The following is a 20,783-nucleotide window of genomic DNA, read 5'->3' as shown; positions in this document are numbered from 1 at the left end:
ATAGATTGTGAATCTTTCATCGATGCACTTATCTTGGATTTATTATGGCAGGATTTTCGTACTCGCTCACTACAACATATTTCCATAAAGTGATAGAAATTTTATAAGTCACAAATATATTTTCAGTTATCAATGCCATCTTTATTAAGATGGTCAATATTACTGATTGAGTTGCGATCTTAGAGAAGATAGACTTAGATGGACAAGCATATTGGATGTTTGTTTAATTTTCCAAGGAGAAGTCTTTTCTCCTGTAATTCATGAGATATGTGCTTCCTATGACTAGAGCATTCGCGAATAACACATCTCAAAGATATTTCTCTTTGCTATGTTTGGTGACATTCTTTGGATCACTATCCCTGTCGTCGATGATATTTTTATCGATACTCTTAAATGAGGAAGGTTACTCTCAACAAGCTATTGGCTCAGTCTTATCTGCGCCCCTCATTCCAACCTTAATTGCCTTGTTTAGTGCGGGCGCTATCTTGCAAAGAATCAGCTGCATTCGACTGATGATCATTAGTCAGGCATTGATGATATTGGGCTTTATAGGCCTTGAATATGCCCTTAGCTCGAGCTTTCTTGCGACAATTTTTCGTGGGCTAATTGGTTTTGGGTCTGGCTTTTACTTTTCCGCCTCCATGATCTATGTAAGGAGCTTATTGAGTGGTCCAAAAATAATCTATTTCTTTGGAATCTATGCGTCAATGTTCCCGCTGCCTAATGCATTTGGTCCTATAGTAGCCCAGTGGTATTTTAAGAATCAGGGATCCGATGGATTCTTTTTGTATATGGCATTACCGGGACTACTAGCATTACTGACGCTAATCACCCTATCCATAATCTTTAAGGAATTTGACCGCTCCAGTAAAACACCTGCAATTGGCTTGCACTCTTATTATCAAATTCTGTGCGCAAAGAGATTTCATGCCTTAGGTTTTGGCATTTTTTCTATTGGGGTATTGTGGGGTTTTGTTACTGGGTATATGGCTTTATACCTAAGCCAACACCATTTCTCTGTAGGCTTATTTTTCTTACCAATGAGCCTCGCCCTTTTTGGCTCACGTTTTGGTCTGCTGGGCATATTAGGGGGATTCTCGCGCCCTGTCTTGATAGCTTGCTCGTTTGGCTTGATGGCGTGTGCATTTGCTTTGGTCTTGAATCTACATAGCCCAATACCGATTATTTTGGCTGGTATCTGCTTTGGGGTTGGCTATAGCCTTGGTTTCCCAATTCTGAGTGTCTGGGTTTCTGATTCATTTGATATCGATCAGCACCCAATTGCACTCTCAGCGTTTAATGCGAGTTTTTATTGTGGGATTTTCGGGGTTCCTTGTCTAATAGGCTATTTAGCTCTTCCACCGAACTCTTCTTACCCACTCATTTTTCTCATGGCTCTGGCAATTGGCATGGGAGTATTTTTTTCGATAGCTTTCAAGAATCAAGTACAGCAGAGCTAAGCATAAATTGAATGGCTTATGGGCTGCAATTTACATTGATAGATGCCAGCTCTGGCTTGACTTTGATTTACTTAAAAATGGATAATCTTATTTAATGACGAAGCGGTATAAGTAATTAAACCCCCAAGTAGCTTGCGACAAATTTCGTCACCATCGTAAGCGCGTTTTGAACGCGTCAAGTTTGGGTACCGCACCTCTTCCAAAAGCCCATAATTGAGGGCTTTTTCTTTTTAGGACCATGATAATTATTTAGAAGTCTTTGCTGGTAGGGTTGGAATTACATTCATGCCTTGCGCGTTTATGAAAGGTTGCCCAGTGAGCGCGCGTATGAGTGCTGCGAGCAGTCCATTTTTTAAAATGGCTTTTAGTTTTTGGCTGGGCATATCTTGTGTACAAATTCAGACTCACATCCAAAGGACTAATTTTGGATTTATGTTTCAGAAGACCTAAAATACAAGCTTCTATTAGAGGGTTTTTACTGCGGTAATTAAATGTATAATTGACGCAACACACCCGCCATGCCTCTCCTGGAAGCACACTTTGGCGGGTTTTTTTATTGGGGGATTCTATTGACTACATTCAATAAGCCAGCACTCACACATTTAGAACATATTGAGCGTCTCCGAAATCGAAACCTTCTAATAAATAATGATGATGAAGCAATAGATTATCTAAGCAACATTAGCTACTTCAGGCTTTCCGCATACACCCGCCCCTTTTACCTTCCAAATGTCGCCGAGCATACCTTTATGCTTGGAACGGCCTTTTCAGATGTCATCAATCTATATCTATTTGACAAGGAATTACGCCTACTTCTTTTGGATGCAATTGAAAGAATTGAAGTAGCGCTACGCACACAAGTAGCCAATACGCTTGCCAAACATCATGGACCCCATGGTTACCTAGACCAAAGTATTTTTGATAACCGCTATGATCATCCTAAACTATTGGAGCTTATTGCCAGTCAATCTAAAGGTCGTGATTTAGAAACTTTTATTAGCCACTACAAAACAAAATACACAGGAGCGCCAAAGCATCCTCCAATTTGGATGGCTGTTGAGCTACTTATATTTAAAGAGATATCCACTTTATTTAGCAACTTGAAGCTTCCAAGAGATACCCAAGCAATAGAGGCGCATTTTGGTTGGAAATTTACCTTACTTAAATCTTGGTTTCGTAGTGTTTCTGATTTGAGGAATTTATGCGCCCATCACTCTAGGGTCTGGAATCGTGAATTTGGAAGCATCCCTGAAGCCCCAAAAAGACCTCCAAAAAAATGGCCAGCCATACCCGCATCCATTTTGGTAAGTTCAAAAAAAGTGTTCAGCAATATTTGAACCCACAACGCAGGCTGTACTTTCAGTTAATTGTGATTCAGTCTATAATGAATAGAATCTCCCCTTCGAGCAATTGGGCTAAACACTTGCAGGAGTTGCTCGATAAAAATCCTGAGGTCTCACAAGTACACATGGGGTTTCCCAGCAACTGGAGAGAACAGCAATTTTGGCTAAGCTCTATCAGTCAATAAATTGGGCTGATTTAAGCATTCGTTTCTGATGTTCTTCGAGCCCTCATCACCCCATACCTTGTAGCATCCCAGGCATGGTCTTCTGCATCGGTATCTACATCTTCTGGGTTTAATGAGTCTGGTGGTAACTGGGGAATGGTTCTTAGCCAGTGTTTACAAGTACTGAATATCTTGAGTCTATCTTCAGCCAGAAGTCGGATGATTTCTTGGGCACCGTTAACCCTGCTTCTAGGGGCGTTATAGGCCTCAGTCCATTTGACGCCTTTATCCCTGAAGATTTGACCTATTGATCGCTCTGCCCCGATCTTTGAAAAAATAGATGGGTCGGCTAGGTTCATGCGGTATTCATATCCAAGGCGTTGGTCGTGAACTTCTATCTTCTTGATCTTCTCCGCCACAACTGTTGCATCCTCTCTGGTGCCCGTGTTTTCTTTATCGCCATACCCATAGAGTTCTCGCCAGAGGTAATAGACTCCATCATTTGATAGTGCGAACCAATAGACAGCATATGGCCTGGCATAGCCCCAGTCCATTGAGCGCCATACTTTCCAGGTTGGCGGAATGGCAAAGGGTTCTACAACGTGTTTAGAGGGTTGCCACACGCCTTCTAAGAAACTTCCCACGTGGATATCCCAATCACCATCTAACCAGGCTCTACGTCTGTTTGGATCACTTAGCGACTCTAGACTTATCAGGTAGTTCGGGTCGTTTTTTAGTAGATGAGTGTTCTCATAAATCGTTGAATGAATTCTCACCCTTGGGAGTGCACCCTCTTGTCGAATAATTTTTCCCGCCGGAATATTTCCGATCTGAAATCGTTCCTTTACTGATGCATGCCCTACTCCAAATGGATTGCAAGTAGCCCTCACCATCCTGGGGATTCCGGGTTGCGAAGATCGGCAAGTACTGAGCATCGCCTCGTAAAATGAAAGGTTGCGCCAGTTAGTCAACTCTTCAAATCCCAGCCAGCAATTTTTATTAATTAGGCCAGTTTCTGTAATGTAGTGATTACTTTCTTCAACTGTTATATCCATTGTTAAAGAGGAGTCACATGATTCATACACTACCCAACCATCTTTTAGTCGACGATTCGTTTTTCGAATTTTCCCACTGTAAGGATGAGGGTAAGCCATTACGTCATCGCAGCGGCTACCTGTATGAGCGCTGTCCGAAACATCCTCAAGCAGACTTACATGGACGCGTTCTTTAGCACCGCCGTGAAATGGAGCGCCACCTGGGTCGATTTTTAAAAGGTCATGAGGTTGTTCATCACTTAAATGGAAAAAAGGATGACAACCGAATTGAAAATCTTGAGCTGCTTGGATCTTCTCGGGAGCATATGCAAGCACACTCGAAGCGCAGAGATCTAGCCGTGATTGAAAGGGTTCGAAAAGCTGCGCAAAATCCCAAAGCCCCGCTTCATTCGCTTGGCATAAGCCCAGTCCTTGCTCGCGCCATCTGCCGTGATAATGCGATCGAGTGGATTGCGGCGGATGAGACAAGGCTTGATCCAACGGATGTGCAGCAAGCATTAAATGGTCAAAAAACGGCCGACGCTGCGAAAATTCTGGGAGTGTCTGTAGGAACTCTATATCGTAATTTTCCCGACCTTTTAAGCAAGCGTAAACCTCCTGGTTTTTTGGATTTGCATAAAAAGGAGATTTGTATCCTTGCCATGACCTTGAGTACCGATCAAATTGCGAGAAATTTTGGGACAACTCGGACGACCATGAACAAGGCTTTTGAACGTTGGTCAGCAACTGGTGATCTACCGATTGAACTTGTGAGCCGATTAAACGCTGATGGTCGTCGTAAACGTAAGCTCTAACGCATTCTTTGACCTGCGGTTCAAACGTACGAGTAATGCGCCGCTCGCCATCTAAGGTGACAACCTTATCTCCAATGCGAAGCCTATCCATTGGAACGAATCCATTCGGTGTTAAGACTGGTGTCCCAAGGGCGACGCAATACTCATGACCATGGTAATTCCAGTAATCGTCTTCGTTAGCCCCATAGCGAAAGTACAGCATCTCTCCTGTTGGCCATTTCCACACATAGTCTGATTCATTGAACTTGGCGCCCGGGAAGATTTGATAGAACCAGCGCTTGCTCTTGGCCACTACGTCAGCCAATTGAGGATAGGTTAGACGGAATAAGGTGCCTCGCCAATGATCCCCGAAGCCTCTTCCTACGTGTTGGGCATAACTCATAAGCAAGGTATCAGTCTTACCACCTCCCCTGGTGCCTTCAAGCAATACCTCATAGACGGGGCATGTCAGGAACAAGGTCTGACTGCCGGGCAATGGTGCCCAGATGGTTTTCATGGGCTAGTGTTTTGGCTGGGCAGCTCGCTCCCACTCATCCATACTCATGGCACTAGGCACCACCAAGACCCCACTTTGTAGAGGTGCACCGCCTTTACCGGTGTGCTCAATAGCCGATAAGCGAGGATGTACATAGGGCGCAGCATGTCTGGCAATTGTGGCAGCCATGTTCAGAAGCTTGATGCGGTTCTCAGTGATCATGGCGTCATGACCATCATCATGCTCGTTAGCCTTATCACCATGGTCATGTTGATCACGACCGCAATTACCCGCCTCCTTGTAAAGCGCCATCATCGTACTCATCATGACCTCCAGGGGTGTAATGCCCTGGGCAGCAGCTACCTCAGCAATCTCACGGGTACGCTTGGTTAGACTGCCCTCCTTGCGGCCAGCTCCAGGCCTTGCCCCTCCCTTGCTTTTGCTTGGCACTGGTTTCTTTGATTTCTTTTGATTGTTTTCAATCATGAGGTCTTAATCAACTGTAAAAGATGGGGTTGCAGTGCTACCGAGTCTCCAAGAGGTTCATCAAACTCGATGATGATTCTTTGGAATAAGTCATGCCGGCTTTGGGCCCCGCGATGTTTTACTACGGTTCCTATGCGCCCGCTTGGGGTCTTCACTTTTGATCCGATGGGAAAGTCTTCCATGTCTAGGCGATCAATGACGCCAGCTAAAACGTGATTAGTTTGCATTGGGCTTCTCCATGGCATCCTGGCGTTTGCGTAGCTCGGTAAATATTCGGGTTTTGAATGATTCGTAGCTTTCGGAACCTTGGGCCTTCATCGCCAGCTCCCTGCCTTTGGCGTCTATGCCTTCATTGGTTTTCCACCAGATATCTTCAACCGGGCTGTTGGCTTGACTCTTTCTTCGCATGCCTTTCAGAATGGCCATCACAAATCCCACATTAATCGGTGTTGAACTAGATGCGCGTCTCCTAGTGTCTTTAGCCTGCAAGATGGCGTCAGCCACTTCCTTTTCAGAAATATCCAGCCTAAGCATCTCGTTGATGCGTTGATCATCAAGGGGGATATTGATACCATCCTTTGCAAAAAGTTGAACCATTTGAGCTGGACTTAGATTGCCCGTTCCTTCATTTTTCTTTTCCACCCCTTTGTTTTGTTTGTCTGGTGTATGGAGATTGGTGTTTGGTGACTGGTGTATGGTGTTTGGTGAGCATTGCGTTGGCAATGCGTTCGCATTGCGATCGCATACTAAGTTAGGCGTACTGTCTGACAGTATTTGCTCTGTTGCTAACGACTGCCAACGACCTTCCGCACTTCGCCTGGCTTTGATTTGGCGATCTTTAAACCTTGCTATTTCATGGTCACAACGTTCCTGTCGCCAGCCATCATCCGTTAGATTAAAAAATTCATTGAGGACTGAGACCACTGCATTTTTTTCCTCTTTAGACCTGGCATTAATTAATCTCTGGACGATCTTTACATCTACTGGAAGTGGCTTTTCTGTAGCGTAGTACTTTCTGATCAGGCGACTATAGGTTGCGTCCTCGATAAAGGTGAGATGGGCTGTTGCTTCTGCGTAATCTCCAATGTGATGCTCGTAGTAATTCATTTAAAACAATCTCCGTAGCGTTCTTTTTCTTGCGTAAATTATTTAATGCAAGAGATGAATCTAACAATCGGAAAGCGTATCGTCAAACGCGTTTTTTCTGAATTTATTTTGAATTTATTTATCTACTAATTCGCTGTAATCCTTCTTTAATAAATTCGAGATCCTTTATTAATTCTTTTGAAGTGTTAGTTGATCTATGTCTGTCCACCACTCTCCTGATGCCATCGGAAATTACTGACAAGGCTGTAGCCCTTTACTGGATTGACTTGTAGCACTTATATGAATAAATATTTTTTTGTAGGCCAAAAATAATTTGTGTTCGGAAGATGGGTATTGACTTTTGATTGACCATCAAAATTTCATTGACTACATTGCTCTTCAGTAGCACACATATTCATACATAACATGACAAGATGGAGAACAATTTTATGGTAGCAATTCGGCTGTACAGCTTGTACCGTTCATACGGTTACACGAAGATGAGTTCAGTAAAAATGGCTTTGCAGGTTTATAGGAAAAATATGAAGCGCGTCGGTCAAGGAGGTCGTCATGAGTAATTCAAATTCAGAAGTAACCTTAATGAGAATTCCGCAGATTCTGGAAGTCATGCCAATTTCTAAATCCAAGTTTTGGCTAATGGTTCAGAAAGGTGAGTTCCCCAAGCCGATCAAAATTGGAAGATCCTCTTTTTGGACTATTGAACAGGTTCAGACCTTTATCCGAGAAAAGACAAAGCAATCCACCAATTGAAAAATGGGCATCTCCTAAGGGTAAGCTCATTACATGAGCTACTGATTTCTTATTCTCATCAACTTAGGAGACAACAATGCAAATTGAAACAGCCAAAAAGTACGTAGTTGAGGTGTACAGCGATAAGGGGCCGCTAAAAGCTAGTCCATGGCACCTCATAGGGGAGTTTAATAGCGCCTCGCAAGCTACAGAGGCCTGTAAGCAAATTGTTGATGACTTCTTATATAAATCATTAGAAAGGGGATTGGATGCAAAGGCTCTAGCAAATCAATTCCTGAGTTATGGCGATGTACCATGTATAAATAGCGAAGAAAATTTCAAGCTTTTTGATCTATATGAGTATTTAAATCAAAAGTGTATTGAAATAACCAATTAGGGGTTCAGATGAAAAAATCCAATTATTTGACGATGGTGGTTGCGTATTACCTATCAAAATACAACGACTCAGCATATAGGGCCTTGAATCACGGTACTAAAACAAAGACGCATGAGGCTATTGGATATGCCCTGGGGGTTAATAAAAATACAGTCAAAAATATGAGGGATGAATTTGACCCTCTTCATGAAAACAAAAGAGCTGGATGGTATCAACGAGATTTACGCCCAAGTAGACAAAAAATTGTTGAGCTATATCAGCATCTTCAAGAAGAGGAGTTAAGGGATTTAGTTCTTGAGATACTTGAGAATAAAAATGTACTAGATGGCGATACATCATCTGACTTAATCGAGGTTTTAGATGAAGCAAACTCAAGTCCTATTTTTATCGTTCGCGGGATTACCGGAAGAAAGGCCGAGGAGATTTTCTTAGAATTCCATAAGGCGAATGCTCTCCCACTCCCCGGAGAGATGATTGACAAACGCGATCATGGATGCGGGTACGACTATGAGATAAGTGGGAAGTCAAAAGCCTATATTGAAGTCAAGGGACTAGATGGAGATACTGGCGGAATCAGCTTTACCAGCAAAGAATGGGATGTCGCCCAAAAAGAGGGCGAAAACTACTTTTTAGTCATAATTAGGAACGTTTCATCCACCCCAACCGTCGAGATCATTCAGAATCCTGCCAAGACATTGAAACCTAAGAAATACATATTCACCACAGTACAGATCAGATGGAATCTGGCAATAGCCTAAAATTACGGAATGTCTAAAAAACTCAAATTTATCGACGTATTTAGTGGGTGTGGGGGCCTCTCTTATGGCCTCGAAATGGCAGGTCTGGAATGCTTAGCTGCTGTGGATTTCAATAAAACTGCTATTGAGACTTTTAACTTAAATCACAAGCACCCAGTTGGCCTAAAACGTGACTTAACTCAGTTTGAGCCTGAAGAGCTCGCTGAAATAATTGGCACAAATGAAATTGATTTAGTTGTTGGTGGCCCTCCATGCCAAGGCTTCTCGACCGCCAGAACTCAAGGTGGCGCTAATTTTGGCAAAGAATTTGTTGATGATCCAAGGCGAGACCTTTATAAGCGCTTCCTGAAGCATGTTGAGTTTTTTAAACCCAAGATTTTTGTAATGGAAAACGTCTTGGGAATTAAGAGCATGGGAAGTGGTATTTATTTCACCAAAATTCAAGAGGCAAGCAGAGCCTTAGGCTACTCAGTGGCTCCAGTTCAAATTAATTGCTGGGAATTCGGTGTGCCCCAAAAACGAATTCGACAACTATTTATCGGCACTCGAGTTGGGCAGCCTCTTTTTATGCCAAGTCGTTATCTGACTAAGACACATTCTTTAGAGCCCAGCGATGACTCTCTAGAGCCCGTAGTTACATTAGGTGAGGCTATCTGTGACTTACCCCCATTACAGGCCAATGATGGTGCGACTGAGTCCAAATATGACTTGGTGCTTAGAAAAAAGCATCTGAAAGACCATGGTAATAGGTACATCATTGATCTAATGCAGGCTGATCAGGCGCAAAAGTTAACTTGGCATGTATCTAGACCCCATTCCGAAAGAGATTTACGTGATTTCTTGCTGCTACGTGAAGGCGAAAACAGTAAAGGCGCAATCGCTCGAGGTGAGGTTATGGAAACGCCTTATTCAATGGAGTCATTTGCTGATAAGTACAAGCGGCAAAGTAGATATGAGCTATGCTCAACTATAGTTGCCCACCTCAAAAAAGATGGGTTGATGTTCATTCATCCGACACAAAATCGATCGCTCACTCCGAGAGAAGCGGCGAGAGTCCAGTCCTTCCCAGACACTTTCCAATTTTCAGGTCAACGAGGAAATGTATACGAGCAGGTTGGTAACGCCGTCCCTCCCTTGGCTGGAAGGGCAATAGGCTGTGCCATCAAGGCTTATCTAAAAAATTATGCCGCTTCCGAAGCTAGACCGAAATTCAAGGAATCTGATAAAAATAAGGCCATTAAAAAGCTAGAGGAGCTAACTAATTCCCTCTACCTAGGCGTTATAGGAAAGATGGATAACAAGGAGTTTCTATCCACTTGGAACCTTGTGCACTTGGTGCACCCCACCCTACATCCAGAAACCGCATTAGATAGATCGGGCGAGATTCACATGCCACCGTCAGGAACGAGCGATGTATTGGCGCCATATTACAAAAGATCAGGTTGGCCGATTGCACTTATTCCTATAGCTGAAGAAGCAAATGCTCGGTATAAAAACAAGGAGCTAACCGAAGAAGACTATTATTTCAATAATCTTGTCTCTGCGTAGTTAGACGGCAGTCTTCTCGCTTATTTTCTCTTCGCCAGCAAGTCTCTTAAATATCCTCAAAAGATATCTTCTTTCGCTTGGAGTAGCTTGGCCGTATAACTTAGGCAATACATTCCCTACCGTGCCAGGACTTAAATGCCAATCGGAGTCCAACTTAGATAGCGAATTGCTAACCAGCATTTCAAATTGCTTATCATCCGCTTCATAAACAGAGGTGTCTGAAAATGAAGCTTCGCCTTGAGTTCTATATGAGTCATTGGCTTTTTTAAGTGTTGGAGCTAGCTTGTGCATAGTCTCTTCCCGCATCTCTCTAGGAAAGTTAATCTTCATCTTCGAAATGTTGACCTTAAATAGATCATCAAACCCTGCCGGAATTTCTACTAAGACACGCGCAAGCTTAGAGTGCTCATCAGAGGTACGTAGACCACACCAGCCGCCACTTTGGAGCAGACGTCCTGCTCTATAAATGTAAAAGCCTTGCTGCTTATTCCACTTAGCAGGACCGCCCGCTCGTAAATGTGCAGATGAGGATGAAAATTGACTTTGAGCAGGTAGAACGAATGGTCTAAATTTAACTAAACCCTTCTTCCCATCCATTGAAATTGGGATCGCAAAAGACTCAAGCTCCACAGTATTTTTCTCTGTACGGCAAAAGGGATCCCAAGATTCAACTAAATCGCCATTTACAAAAATCATGACCTTCTTTGATCTCTGCTCGCCTGTTAAATAACGGTGAAATGTTGCCCCAAGAGAAACCTTTAAATCTTGAATCAATTTCTTAAAGTCATTTTCCGCCCTGCCGCCAGCTGGGTTCTGAAAGTTCAATAAACGATTTAATTTTTCCCAGGTTACCGCCGTACCAGTTGTCGAATATAGATGCTCAACAACAGGATTAAGGAGGTCATCGATCTCAATAGGCAAAATTTCCCATCGATCTACCTTATTAATATGATCCATATCCCAAGAGTAGGAATGAAGTTGCACCTTTTTCTCTGAATTACGTGAAGAGACAGTTAATGAGTCACATTGACTTAGTGATGAGGTTTTTAAACCAAGTCCAAATTTGCCTAAGTCATCTTGTTCGTAGTCTCTCATAGAGCCAAATCTCATGGCCTCTCTAATTTCCGAGGGCGTCATACCTACGCCATTATCGAGAACTGTTAAATATGAATCGTATCCATCGAACTGAAGGTTTACTTGAATGACATTCGCACCTGCTTGGATTGAGTTATCAACAATTTCAGCGACGGCATCCGCGAATTCATAGCCCAGATCACGCATTGATGAAATCAAACGCTTTGCGCTTGGGGTTAAGTTGGATGGTGAATTCATGTTATATAAATTAATTTTTCAAATTCTTTAAAACAATACAAGCAAAGATTAGGCCTCTATAGCCAGCCTCTCAAGTAAATTTTTAAGAGCATTTTTTTCAGTTTTTGTAAAAGACAATCTTCCTGATTCAAGCTTTTCAAGCGCACGAGTGTTATTTGTTGAAATTAAACATTTTGCTTCTGCCATACCTCTAATCTCGCGAGCACGAGGTACCAATTTTGCCAATGTAATTTCAAAATCAAGCTCATTATCACGGCGCGCATCTCTTCTTCCGCTAACCTGTTCCTCTGCAAATGTATCAAGTGGAACTCCATATTCCAATACGGCTGGGGTCGGTTCCGCAACTTTACCCCTCACATGCAAGGTCCAGCAAAACTCTTTCTTAGAAAATTCCGCGGGATTTTTTACTATTCCCGGCGGAGAGTTCAGAATTTTATGGACTGTATTTGCCTGATAAAGCAACCAATGCAATAAAAGGGGGGGAACTTCCTGCTCTTTCCATATCTTCAAAAGATCGATTTGATAACCTTTATCTCTAAATGCTTGGGCGCAAGCAGCAATTGTGTACGTAAGTGCTTGGGCTTTTAAACCCTTATCATTTTTGTACCATTCAGATTGTGCGATTGCCTTATCAAGCTGCCTAAAGATAATCCCTTTTGCAACAACGCATTTATACCAGACTTCATTGAGGTCAGCATCACTCATCTGCTTTAAATGGCCAGTGATATACCGATTGAAACACTTTTGGGAACCTTCTGAAACATAGTACGGCTTGCCATCAAAAGATAACTCAAACTTCGCAAGATCTGTTTTCTCAATAAGTTGTGTTTTTGGGAATTCTGCCTCCAGCTTATTTCTTTGAGGCTGAGTTTTATATGCAAATAAATTTCTGTATTGACCCCTTGAGCGCTCATAGAACCATTTAGTTGCATAAAGGGCTCCAGCCTTTTGAGGCACGTTAACTTCTTTGGAAAGTCTCTCGATCTTAATTTGAAATGCGCTATTGGACTCTAAATCTGCCTTTGATACCTTATTTTGAGTATTAGCATATTCAGAAATTTTGGGGACAATTTCACCTAATTTGGCCTCATCCACTACCGACAACTTTACTTGTGCAAATACTTCTGAGAGGTTGTACTTCAAGCCATCTCTAGCGTACAAAATCGATGCAGTAGTTTGACCACCATTAACAATCTGAAAATCTTTAATATAGTCAATTACAAGAGATCCATCGGGTGCATTAGAGGTATTAACAGCTGATGCAGTAGCCGTCAGACCATTGTTATAAGCAAAAAACATTGATGGCTCGTCTGAAATGGTTTTCAGAATTCCTTTATTTACATCAGTCCTTGCTTGAAGATAGGTTCGAACATTTTGCTCTAGCAATCGGTTTCCATAGTTTGCAAATATATCGGCAAGAATTGGCCCTGGGATAGCAAAGAGATAGCTTTTATAGCCAACCGCGTTACTGGAGGCTTGAATACATGAAATTCCACCAGAAAAATCATTTGCTAAGTCAATCTCTACAGGATCAAATCCAGTGGATGCAATTTTTTCGTATCGCTCAATGTCAAAGGTATTTGTATGGACTGTTAGCCTATCAATTTCAAATGATTCAAATACTTTTTTACGGATTTTTAGATGGGCATTAGTAAAGACTAAAATCCGTATTCTCGCAATTTGATCAACATATGAACGAATAAGCATGGCCAGCTTAAAGTCGTAGCTTGACTCTTCCAAATCTTCGAGCGATTTACTTGATAGCGCCAGTTTAAGAAAGCGCCCTACCCCTGAAACCGCTTTTTCTATATCGCTAGCATTGATTGTAGGAAGGCTATCGTCTTGAAAATACGCACAGACACCAAGATATAGATCGCCAGAAGCACCTGCAGTATCTTCGGGTATATCAAATGCATACCCATCAACGCGGTAACCACTGCCACTAAGAATTGGCGAGTATGCAAGATCTGGGCAATCGCCGTTTTCGGCTGCTAACTGCGAAAATACCTTAAAAAACTCTTCAACCTTGGGGATGCCATCCGCCGCAGATCCAATAACAATGTCTTCAGCTAAATTTAAGTACTCTTGTTCCAAATTACTCACTTAAGGTCCCCACAAGCTTGTCCCAATCAATTTGAAAAGATGTAATTGCAGCTCCTGAAATCACATATTCAGCTGCGATGATGCCAACCGACACATTGGAAAGGGTTAATTTTGGGAAATTATCTGCAACTTCATAAATTAAGCGCTCATCAAGATCGAATTTTTCCTTACATAATTCCTGATCCTCGCTAAGGCCAGCTAAAACAATCTTTCTCTCGAATTCAGCGTAGGCGAGTCGATTAGTCTCGAACCGTTGAAATAATCTTTGGGCTAGCTCTATAACGGAGAAACCCTTGTCTGATGGAGTTATACGATTCAAAGTAAGCTTTAAATTATTCCCACCATCATCAAGTTGATCTAAGGAGCTAATTCTTAGGCTGATAGCCTTTGTAGCCAGCTGAGTCTTAACCTCAATACGTGTTTTATTAAATCCAATATCTCGCTGGTCACCATTTGGACCTCTCCAACCTTGTACTATTAATTCATCTGGAGCAATATTTGATTGCAGTATTGATTCAAGCGTATGTAGCTCACCCCAAAGGCCAATTACTTCGTTACGGGTTAATCCAACCTTTCCCCTGCGCTTAAAAAGCTCCGACCAATCCCTGAGGCATTCTAGAGCAATCATGAATGATTCCTCTAGATTCTTACCGCCCTTGGACCTTTCGGCAATATCAAAGCACATGACCGTAAAGCTCTTAAACAAATGCTCATCAGTTAACGTAATCCCAATCCTTGACCCACCCGATGTTTGGGCAAAAATTACTTCTAAATTCTCAAAAAAAGGTAGCTCAGGGAAATTAAAAGCAATGTCTTTAGCTTCAATGATCAACTCTCTATCACCATTTAGAGCGTAATCAATAAAAAAATCTAGCTGATGATCTGGATATACTCTTAGCCTTCCAGACGAATGGTGTTTTGTTCCAAGCGCATTCCATTGAGATTCAAAATCATTCATCTTCGATTACCTCGTCTGTAACAGCTTCTTCACGTAAGGCTTGAATCATGGCAATTAAGCGTTTAGAGGCTTGATACTTTCGTTCTTTACACTTAATCTCCGTTCCAGGGAGCAAGATTCCCATTGATACAACAGGGTCTTCTTTAGAGAGCTTCATTGAAAAGCCTTCTGGCGGTTCTAGCTGAATAAAGTGAATCAATAAAAGCGGATGCGTTCTTGCTACCGAATGCGCCCAAGTTCTGGATGGACTTGCCTCATCCTGATCACCCGATTCGGCTTTTTTCATCAATTCTTCAACGCGTTGCTCATATTTAACCTGGTCTTCTCCCAAGCAAAAATCATCTACGCCGAATGCAACAGCATTTTTCTTATTTACTTTAATGACTGTTTCAGACTCGCGGACAGTACCACTTCTAGTTCTACAGAAGACCGGCTTATCCAATTCAATTGGAAACTTAAGCGCGCTAGACTTACCTACAGATACATAGGGTATCCCTATATCCCAATGGCTTAATTCACTACCCAACCGATCCTCAATATAAGAGGTTAGAAGACTAGTCCCATCTGCTGAAATGACGTCAAACTCGGTCTGAGGGAAGTTAACTTTTTTAATGAATTCAATAACAAGCTTCCCTGGAATTTTTTTCCAAACTAGAGCTTTATTTTTTACATCGTTTTCGTAGCCTTCCGAGAAATCCCTATTGAGAACTTCCATGAACTCCTTAACTAACTTCATATTCCTATTATTTACCGCAGGGTCGTCACTTAATGAGTGCGCCTGAACGTGTCTAGTCGAGAAGTCCTCTGCGAGTGAAATTTGTGTTGCAGTACGCATTTTATTTGCTGCGGTAATTGATATCCCAGTCTTACTCTGCCTTACCTTTAAACCAAAATCAAATGGGGTTTTACCCAGCAATGCCATCCTTTGGAAATCAACCCGCAACTCTTCGACTGATTCGCTAATTGAAGCAAAGTCATCTATTAAGTCTTGAGTTGCGTGAATTCTGCAAAGCTTCTCAAACCCAGGCCTGTATCCAAACCATCTACCCATCTGTAAGAGGGTGTCGGCAGCACCAATGTTTCTAAGGGCATAGGAAATAGCCAGTCCCTCAAGAGTTAATCCTCGCGCAAGGGCTAAGCCACCAATCGCGATCAGATGCAGCCCCTCAGGTGGAGCCTTTTCATAATCAATTGATACGCCCTTCATGTTCACTAATTTTGTTTGGATTGAGTTGATTGCATCCAATAGCTTGGTTCTAATCAAATCCCAGCCTATATCAGCACTTACAACATGTTCATATTCAAGCTGCCAAACACGATGGAGTTCGTTCAATATTGAGGATTTTTTCCAATCAGTAAGAGCCCATGATCTAACCGCATCAGAGGCAAGCTTTAGCAATTCATCCACATGTTCTTTTACTTGTTGTTGAACATAGTTGAATCTACTAACATTAATCAGCATGGATGAATGTGCCGTGCCATTTCCGTCCGCCAGTCTTATAGCCCTAAATAGTATGTATTCCATAACTGCTTCTTTAAGGCTTGGCGGAAGCCCTTCAAGCTCATGCGTAGATTTATGCTTTAGGTGCAATAGATCTTGATAGTCATTTGGAATGGGTCTGACGCATGCCTTCAATAAGTCCCCCTCGTCAGTGAACAGTCGGTGCGAGCCGACATAGTTATCAGGAGGATCAAGTGACTTTATAAAATCAGCAGGAAATAGGTCCTCATTTAGCATTTCATCAGCCGACTCTGGGTCAATGAAGATATTTGCAAATGGAGTTGCGGTATAGCCAACGTAAGTAGATTGCCTACATGTCTTCAAAATCTGTCGGATTTTTTTATTGATTTCAGTGGCTTGATTGGGATTTGCATTTGTATTAACGCTTGCGTTATCAGCCTCATCATCGATAAGTAACATTGGGCCATCTAACTCAGCGCCATTATTTAAGCCCTTTAACCAATCGGCAATCTTCTCTAGTACCTTAGGATTCTTTTTGGTAACAAAGAGTATTGGCTCAGCAAATGTTCCCTGATGGGCGCCAACAGCACCGGCAGTAGCTGTATTGAAGTCGGATAATTGCGTAGTTCCGCAAAATGGATATCTAGGCACATAGTCCGGATTCTCGTATTTAAGAATATTGGCAACATCATATATTTTTGTGTGGGTTGAATCGCTGACAGATGATTTACCAACAAAAGCTTTGTCTAGTCGAACTTGAGTTTGGTATCTCAGGGAATTAGTTTGACCTGCCAACACAATAATAATTCTATAACCTACGTCAGCTGCTTTCGATATTAAAGCAGAATAGTTGGTAGTTTTTCCCATTTGAACGTGACCCATAACCAAGCCACGCCTTCTATTCCAAGACTCTTTATCACGAGGATTACCTAGGAACTCCATGATTTCATCACTAACATCATCAACAGAGTTAACAACCGCCTTGGGTAGGATTGTTTTTTGAATCCAATATGCCTTCAACCTACTCCAATAGTGGAAGTCTATATTTTTCTTTTCCTTCTCATACCACTTAACAAAGTTCTTTTTTAGTATGTGGCCATTTGCTTGGGTGGTGCCATATATTGTCTCTAAGTGCTTAACAAATCTCTCAACATCACCTTCGGATAAGCCAAAAATTACGCCATGCTGCCTAACAGCCTGATCTAGATATCCAATTGGTACAACTCTCTGCCCATTTAAATCAGCATCTATAAGCTCGCGAATGTAATTTAGCTTTGCTCTAAATTCGGCCTCATTCATACCAAACTCCATTTTTCTTTTAAGTTATTTTTTATATAGCTTTCGGAATACTTCCATTGACTGCTGAAAGGCTCCATCTTGTTTGCAAATTCTAAGAATTCATTCAGCGTTGGCTGTCTGCCAGTTTGTCGAAGGCAGGCCATAAAACAAGCATCAATTAAGACTTCAAATATTTCTGGGTCGGTAATGGCTTGCACCTGTTCCAGTTGATTGTCTTCTCTGTCTTTAATCATGGCCTCGGTTGGTACATAGGACTCAATAAGCTTAAGCGCCTCTCTTGCGATCTCTGAATCCTGGGATTCGGCTATTAGCTCCCAAATAAAGGGGTGGTCACGATTAATTTGATAACGAATTCTCCCGTTATACGCAACCCTTTTCCAGACGGGCTCTTTTCTGTCTATCGTAAGCTCTACACCTCTTCTTCTATTAGCACTTACAGATCTCTTACCAAATTTTCTAAGCAACTCCTTGAGCCCTGTCCTTAATACAACTGGAAGTTGAGCATCAGATTTATCGAGTGTAATTTTCCAATCCTTATCTAAGGTATTTGGTAAATCAACTCGAACTCTCATTAACTGTGACAGCTCTCCATGAGGCATTAAACGGAACCATGTTCCATAAATAATTAGTCTTTTATTTCTATACACATAGAAGCCTTGATTTCTAACTAGGCCCTCATCTCCGCCTAGCATCTCCCTTTCTTCAACAGTCAATTTAGAAAAGTGGGGAATGATGAAAGGCTGTACTGTAATTTCTTCCTTGCCTCTTAACTTAATTTGGTCCTCATCAACAGTTTGAGTTGCCGGGTGATGACTCATAAACGGATCTATGGGCTTCAATACATAACCCTGCATCTCAATCGCAAGCTTATTTCCTGCATCACCGGATAGGTAACGATGAAAGATTAATGAAAGTTGCTTGCTAGCATGCGATATCTTTTCATTTAGCTGCTCATCAAGGGTTGATGAAATATCCTGGTCAAGCAAACGATCGCATCTACTCCAAATTACTTCAGTACCAGAATTTGAAGTTGGTGGAGCTCCCAATAGCTTGAGCGCATCATCACCAACCAATAACTCCATGGACCAATCTTCTAAATTATCAATATCCCAAATTGCAGCAGTGCTTTCCGAGCCTCTCCATGAGACAACTGTAAGCACCCTAGCCTGTGATAAAGATGCTGATTTCAAACCCCAACCAAATCTACCTAAATCATTTAGTTCACGTGGATCTTCAGGATTTGCACTAGCTGGTCGCATGGCTGCAACTAACTCGTCCCTACCCATACCCATTCCATCATCCCTAATTCGAACTACAACATCTTTCTCTACTGGCTCAAACAGGATTGAAACCTTTTTTGCTTCAGCTCTGATGCTGTTATCAATAAGGTCCGCTAGGGCTGCTGCAAGGTCATAATTGCCAAAACTTCGGGCAGTTGCCATTAATGATGATGCGTCGGGAGGATTAGAAATTCGCATGTATCTTATTGTTTTTCTTACCGATTAACTGTAAAAGTTAATAAATTTATTAAGTAATCTATAAGTAATTAATATTACCTTATTGACAATACCAAACACCCTAGAAAAACCAGCTTTCTAGCTATATTTTCGAGATATTGATATATATTTTTCTAGCTCAATATTTGAGCTCCAAGTTGCCTATAAAGGGGATTTCTAAGAGATATTAGGGGTAATGCGATGACCGCCCAAGTAGCTGAACGTCTGATTTATGGTGACAAGGAAATCCTCTTGTTTACCAACCCTCTTTCCCTATATTTGAAGCAAACGGGAATTTCTTTTGAATCTCCCCATACAGCTAATTGGCGAGGCTATGTTGGAACATGGCAAATCCTCGAATCCGATGGAGTTGAGCGTCTTTACTTAGTTAAGCTTTTGGCCCATAAGACTTATGAAGAAATAATTGGACTCTCGGATGTCTTTCCAGGATGCGACAAAGTCTTTGCCCACTGGTTTACAGGCGAGTTACGCTGCCCTCAGGGTACCCAACTGAAATATAGGCATATGGGGTATGGAAGCATTTATGAATACGACTTATTGATGGAATTCAAACAAGGGATCCTTGTAGCTAAGCATGCCAAACATAATGAAGTTCCAGATGAATCCATTGATATCGATAAGATCCCAAGCTTTTTAAGGAAGCAGCAATGATTGAGGCCCTAGCAGCATGGCGCCCAAACACATGGGTTGATTACCTTCTTCTGTATATGGTGCCAGGCGCCTCTATGATCGCCTATCTTCTTGTGAAGATCCTGTTAGACACGCCCTCAGGCTTTGCAAGGAGTCTTGTGCGAATTATGGGCAAAGAGGAAAATTGGCTAAATAAAATTAAAGAGGTAGTTGTATTTAGCTTCGGCATGACTTGCGTACTGGTTGGTTGGCCGGGATTCTTGGTTTGGCTTGTTAAAGATAAGCTTGATGAGGCTGCTCGACAAAAACGTTATGACGGGCCTGACTTTAATTGCCTTCACGAGCATCTAATCAATAAAACTAATCCTATTGAAGCTGAAGCAAGCAGCTATGTAATTGATCCTCTTGGAACCGTGCCGCCACTCCCCTTCGGACATCTTAATAAAGCCTGGGCGAATTTTTTAGCTGACATGCTCGATGATCGAGATGAGATGTGGTCCTTCTTTATTACCAAGGGAAGCAAGTATGGGAAATACCGTATTACTGCCACCAGCGATATCAAGGGCTACGCAAGGGTCCGTAATGGCAAGATTTTGGGTGAATTCATAACAGAATCAGACTAGCTCATTATTTGAGCTTTTAGTCGGTTTTAATAACCCTATTGAACGTTATTTGTTGTGGTCGCAGGGATAAGGTATGAGTACCCTAAAGTCAGAAGACACAGTCTTTTCATAATAAAACCATACCAGTTTGCGCATCCTTTTTATACCCATATCCTTAGGTAATCCTTTCGGGGTGAGAGCAGGCGGACAGCCAGGAAAGACTGGCACTCTTATTTTTATTGACCAACTTTAAAACTGCTTTAGTTTTTTTCCGACCTCCCTATGTTTTTCAGTTGCAGTGGAAATATCAAGAATAAGCCCAGCTTTGCTAATAAGTTTTTGTTTATTTTTAATAGTCTCAAAATCGGCATCAATAATCTTACAGTGGTCTTGGTATCTATTAAGCGAACCATGAGTTTCAAGGTAGTTTGATGGCAATTGAATCGCTACCAATATCCTAGACACTTCCCAACCTCGCTTGGTACTGCTCTTCAAATCTTACCGGAGAAAGTCCATTGTTGTAACTATGGCGCCTAACCGGGTTGTAAAACATTTCGATGTAAT

At 42.0% G+C, this 20,783-nt stretch carries 19 protein-coding genes; 9 read left to right on the top strand and 10 right to left on the bottom strand.

Going from position 1 to position 20,783, the window contains the following annotated elements:
- Positions 1 to 278: 278 nt before the first annotated feature.
- Positions 279 to 1,460 (top strand): MFS transporter, encoded by a 1,182-nt coding sequence (locus tag VC188_RS09910; RefSeq protein WP_323483845.1) that lies wholly within the window; start codon positions 279 to 281, stop codon positions 1,458 to 1,460.
- Positions 1,461 to 2,029: 569 nt separating this feature from the next.
- The gene (locus tag VC188_RS09905) at positions 2,030 to 2,797 is read left to right on the top strand and encodes an Abi family protein (protein ID WP_323483844.1); all 768 of its coding nucleotides are present in this window, start codon (positions 2,030 to 2,032) and stop codon (positions 2,795 to 2,797) included.
- A gap of 202 nt (positions 2,798 to 2,999) precedes the next feature.
- Here the strand turns inward: VC188_RS09905 and VC188_RS12075 are convergent, their stop codons facing one another.
- On the bottom strand, positions 3,000 to 4,121 hold the full coding sequence (locus VC188_RS12075; RefSeq protein WP_416350504.1) for a terminase: 1,122 nt from the start codon (positions 4,119 to 4,121) through the stop codon (positions 3,000 to 3,002).
- Between the two features lie 89 nt (positions 4,122 to 4,210).
- On the opposite strand from VC188_RS12075, the gene VC188_RS12070 reads away from it, so the two are divergent.
- Positions 4,211 to 4,816, top strand: coding sequence for an HNH endonuclease (locus VC188_RS12070; RefSeq protein ID WP_416350503.1), 606 nt, complete (start codon positions 4,211 to 4,213; stop codon positions 4,814 to 4,816).
- A gap of 499 nt (positions 4,817 to 5,315) precedes the next feature.
- Here the strand turns inward: VC188_RS12070 and VC188_RS09895 are convergent, their stop codons facing one another.
- From VC188_RS09895 to VC188_RS09885, 3 genes are read right to left on the bottom strand one after another with little or no spacing between them, the layout of a single operon-like run.
- The gene (locus VC188_RS09895) at positions 5,316 to 5,777 is read right to left on the bottom strand and encodes a hypothetical protein (RefSeq protein ID WP_323483842.1); all 462 of its coding nucleotides are present in this window, start codon (positions 5,775 to 5,777) and stop codon (positions 5,316 to 5,318) included.
- Positions 5,774 to 6,004 (bottom strand): hypothetical protein, encoded by a 231-nt coding sequence (locus VC188_RS09890; RefSeq protein WP_323483841.1) that lies wholly within the window; start codon positions 6,002 to 6,004, stop codon positions 5,774 to 5,776. The genes VC188_RS09895 and VC188_RS09890 overlap by 4 nt, the downstream gene beginning before the upstream one ends.
- Positions 5,994 to 6,884, bottom strand: a complete 891-nt coding sequence (locus tag VC188_RS09885) for a YdaU family protein (protein ID WP_323483840.1) — start codon at positions 6,882 to 6,884, stop codon at positions 5,994 to 5,996. The genes VC188_RS09890 and VC188_RS09885 overlap by 11 nt, the downstream gene beginning before the upstream one ends.
- Positions 6,885 to 7,433: 549 nt before the next feature.
- Between VC188_RS09885 and VC188_RS09880 the strand changes: the two genes are divergently transcribed.
- The 4 genes from VC188_RS09880 (at position 7,434) to VC188_RS09865 (ending at position 10,316) form a co-directional block, all read left to right on the top strand.
- Positions 7,434 to 7,634 carry a helix-turn-helix transcriptional regulator gene (locus VC188_RS09880; RefSeq protein WP_323483839.1) on the top strand — a complete coding sequence of 67 codons (201 nt, stop codon included), beginning with the start codon at positions 7,434 to 7,436 and terminating at the stop codon, positions 7,632 to 7,634.
- A 76-nt stretch (positions 7,635 to 7,710) separates the two neighbouring features.
- The gene (locus VC188_RS09875) at positions 7,711 to 8,010 is read left to right on the top strand and encodes a hypothetical protein (RefSeq protein WP_323483838.1); all 300 of its coding nucleotides are present in this window, start codon (positions 7,711 to 7,713) and stop codon (positions 8,008 to 8,010) included.
- 8 nt (positions 8,011 to 8,018) lie between these two features.
- The gene (locus tag VC188_RS09870) at positions 8,019 to 8,768 is read left to right on the top strand and encodes a DUF3883 domain-containing protein (protein ID WP_323483837.1); all 750 of its coding nucleotides are present in this window, start codon (positions 8,019 to 8,021) and stop codon (positions 8,766 to 8,768) included.
- Between the two features lie 9 nt (positions 8,769 to 8,777).
- Positions 8,778 to 10,316 (top strand): DNA cytosine methyltransferase, encoded by a 1,539-nt coding sequence (locus VC188_RS09865; protein WP_323483836.1) that lies wholly within the window; start codon positions 8,778 to 8,780, stop codon positions 10,314 to 10,316.
- Here VC188_RS09865 and VC188_RS09860 read toward each other — a convergent pair whose 3' ends face one another.
- The 5 genes from VC188_RS09860 to VC188_RS09840 are packed head-to-tail and all read right to left on the bottom strand — an operon-like array spanning position 10,317 to position 18,948.
- Positions 10,317 to 11,648, bottom strand: coding sequence for an ATP-binding protein (locus VC188_RS09860; RefSeq protein WP_323483835.1), 1,332 nt, complete (start codon positions 11,646 to 11,648; stop codon positions 10,317 to 10,319).
- Between the two features lie 48 nt (positions 11,649 to 11,696).
- Positions 11,697 to 13,751 (bottom strand): AIPR family protein, encoded by a 2,055-nt coding sequence (locus VC188_RS09855; RefSeq protein ID WP_323483834.1) that lies wholly within the window; start codon positions 13,749 to 13,751, stop codon positions 11,697 to 11,699.
- On the bottom strand, positions 13,744 to 14,709 hold the full coding sequence (locus VC188_RS09850; protein ID WP_323483833.1) for a PD-(D/E)XK motif protein: 966 nt from the start codon (positions 14,707 to 14,709) through the stop codon (positions 13,744 to 13,746). Before VC188_RS09850 ends, VC188_RS09855 begins: the two co-directional genes overlap by 8 nt.
- On the bottom strand, positions 14,702 to 17,470 hold the full coding sequence (locus VC188_RS09845; RefSeq protein WP_323483832.1) for a Z1 domain-containing protein: 2,769 nt from the start codon (positions 17,468 to 17,470) through the stop codon (positions 14,702 to 14,704). Before VC188_RS09845 ends, VC188_RS09850 begins: the two co-directional genes overlap by 8 nt.
- Entirely contained in the window at positions 17,467 to 18,948 is a 1,482-nt protein-coding gene (locus VC188_RS09840; RefSeq protein ID WP_323483831.1) for an ATP-binding protein, read from the bottom strand. Before VC188_RS09840 ends, VC188_RS09845 begins: the two co-directional genes overlap by 4 nt.
- 219 nt (positions 18,949 to 19,167) lie before the next feature.
- Here VC188_RS09840 and VC188_RS09835 point away from each other — a divergent pair, with 219 nt between their 5' ends.
- On the top strand, positions 19,168 to 19,638 hold the full coding sequence (locus VC188_RS09835) for a hypothetical protein (RefSeq protein WP_323483830.1): 471 nt from the start codon (positions 19,168 to 19,170) through the stop codon (positions 19,636 to 19,638).
- Complete coding sequence (locus tag VC188_RS09830; protein ID WP_323483829.1) at positions 19,635 to 20,240, top strand: hypothetical protein; 606 nt, start codon at positions 19,635 to 19,637, stop codon at positions 20,238 to 20,240. The genes VC188_RS09835 and VC188_RS09830 overlap by 4 nt, the downstream gene beginning before the upstream one ends.
- A 228-nt stretch (positions 20,241 to 20,468) precedes the next feature.
- Here VC188_RS09830 and VC188_RS09825 read toward each other — a convergent pair whose 3' ends face one another.
- Positions 20,469 to 20,672, bottom strand: a complete 204-nt coding sequence (locus tag VC188_RS09825) for a hypothetical protein (protein ID WP_323483828.1) — start codon at positions 20,670 to 20,672, stop codon at positions 20,469 to 20,471.
- Positions 20,673 to 20,783 lie beyond the last annotated feature (111 nt).

Origin of the sequence: Polynucleobacter sp. MG-28-Ekke-A2 (assembly GCF_035012985.1) — a bacterium.
Lineage (GTDB): Bacteria > Pseudomonadota > Gammaproteobacteria > Burkholderiales > Burkholderiaceae > Polynucleobacter.
This window is presented reverse-complemented; position numbering and strand designations above follow the sequence as displayed.

What these genes read in the sequence shown, in the direction of transcription:
- VC188_RS12070 (WP_416350503.1), top strand. Translation starts at nt 4,211, where the DNA reads ATGGAGCGCCACCTGGGTCGATTTTTAAAAGGTCATGAGGTTGTTCAT.
- VC188_RS09890 (WP_323483841.1), bottom strand. Translation starts at nt 6,004, where the DNA reads ATGCAAACTAATCACGTTTTAGCTGGCGTCATTGATCGCCTAGACATG.
- VC188_RS09845 (WP_323483832.1), bottom strand. Translation starts at nt 17,470, where the DNA reads ATGAATGAGGCCGAATTTAGAGCAAAGCTAAATTACATTCGCGAGCTT.
- VC188_RS09830 (WP_323483829.1), top strand. Translation starts at nt 19,635, where the DNA reads ATGATTGAGGCCCTAGCAGCATGGCGCCCAAACACATGGGTTGATTAC.
- VC188_RS09835 (WP_323483830.1), top strand. Translation starts at nt 19,168, where the DNA reads ATGACCGCCCAAGTAGCTGAACGTCTGATTTATGGTGACAAGGAAATC.
- VC188_RS09880 (WP_323483839.1), top strand. Translation starts at nt 7,434, where the DNA reads ATGAGTAATTCAAATTCAGAAGTAACCTTAATGAGAATTCCGCAGATT.
- VC188_RS09885 (WP_323483840.1), bottom strand. Translation starts at nt 6,884, where the DNA reads ATGAATTACTACGAGCATCACATTGGAGATTACGCAGAAGCAACAGCC.
- VC188_RS09910 (WP_323483845.1), top strand. Translation starts at nt 279, where the DNA reads ATGACTAGAGCATTCGCGAATAACACATCTCAAAGATATTTCTCTTTG.
- VC188_RS09895 (WP_323483842.1), bottom strand. Translation starts at nt 5,777, where the DNA reads ATGATTGAAAACAATCAAAAGAAATCAAAGAAACCAGTGCCAAGCAAA.
- VC188_RS09860 (WP_323483835.1), bottom strand. Translation starts at nt 11,648, where the DNA reads ATGAATTCACCATCCAACTTAACCCCAAGCGCAAAGCGTTTGATTTCA.
- VC188_RS09865 (WP_323483836.1), top strand. Translation starts at nt 8,778, where the DNA reads ATGTCTAAAAAACTCAAATTTATCGACGTATTTAGTGGGTGTGGGGGC.
- VC188_RS09840 (WP_323483831.1), bottom strand. Translation starts at nt 18,948, where the DNA reads ATGCGAATTTCTAATCCTCCCGACGCATCATCATTAATGGCAACTGCC.
- VC188_RS09850 (WP_323483833.1), bottom strand. Translation starts at nt 14,709, where the DNA reads ATGAATGATTTTGAATCTCAATGGAATGCGCTTGGAACAAAACACCAT.
- VC188_RS09870 (WP_323483837.1), top strand. Translation starts at nt 8,019, where the DNA reads ATGAAAAAATCCAATTATTTGACGATGGTGGTTGCGTATTACCTATCA.
- VC188_RS12075 (WP_416350504.1), bottom strand. Translation starts at nt 4,121, where the DNA reads ATGGCTTACCCTCATCCTTACAGTGGGAAAATTCGAAAAACGAATCGT.
- VC188_RS09875 (WP_323483838.1), top strand. Translation starts at nt 7,711, where the DNA reads ATGCAAATTGAAACAGCCAAAAAGTACGTAGTTGAGGTGTACAGCGAT.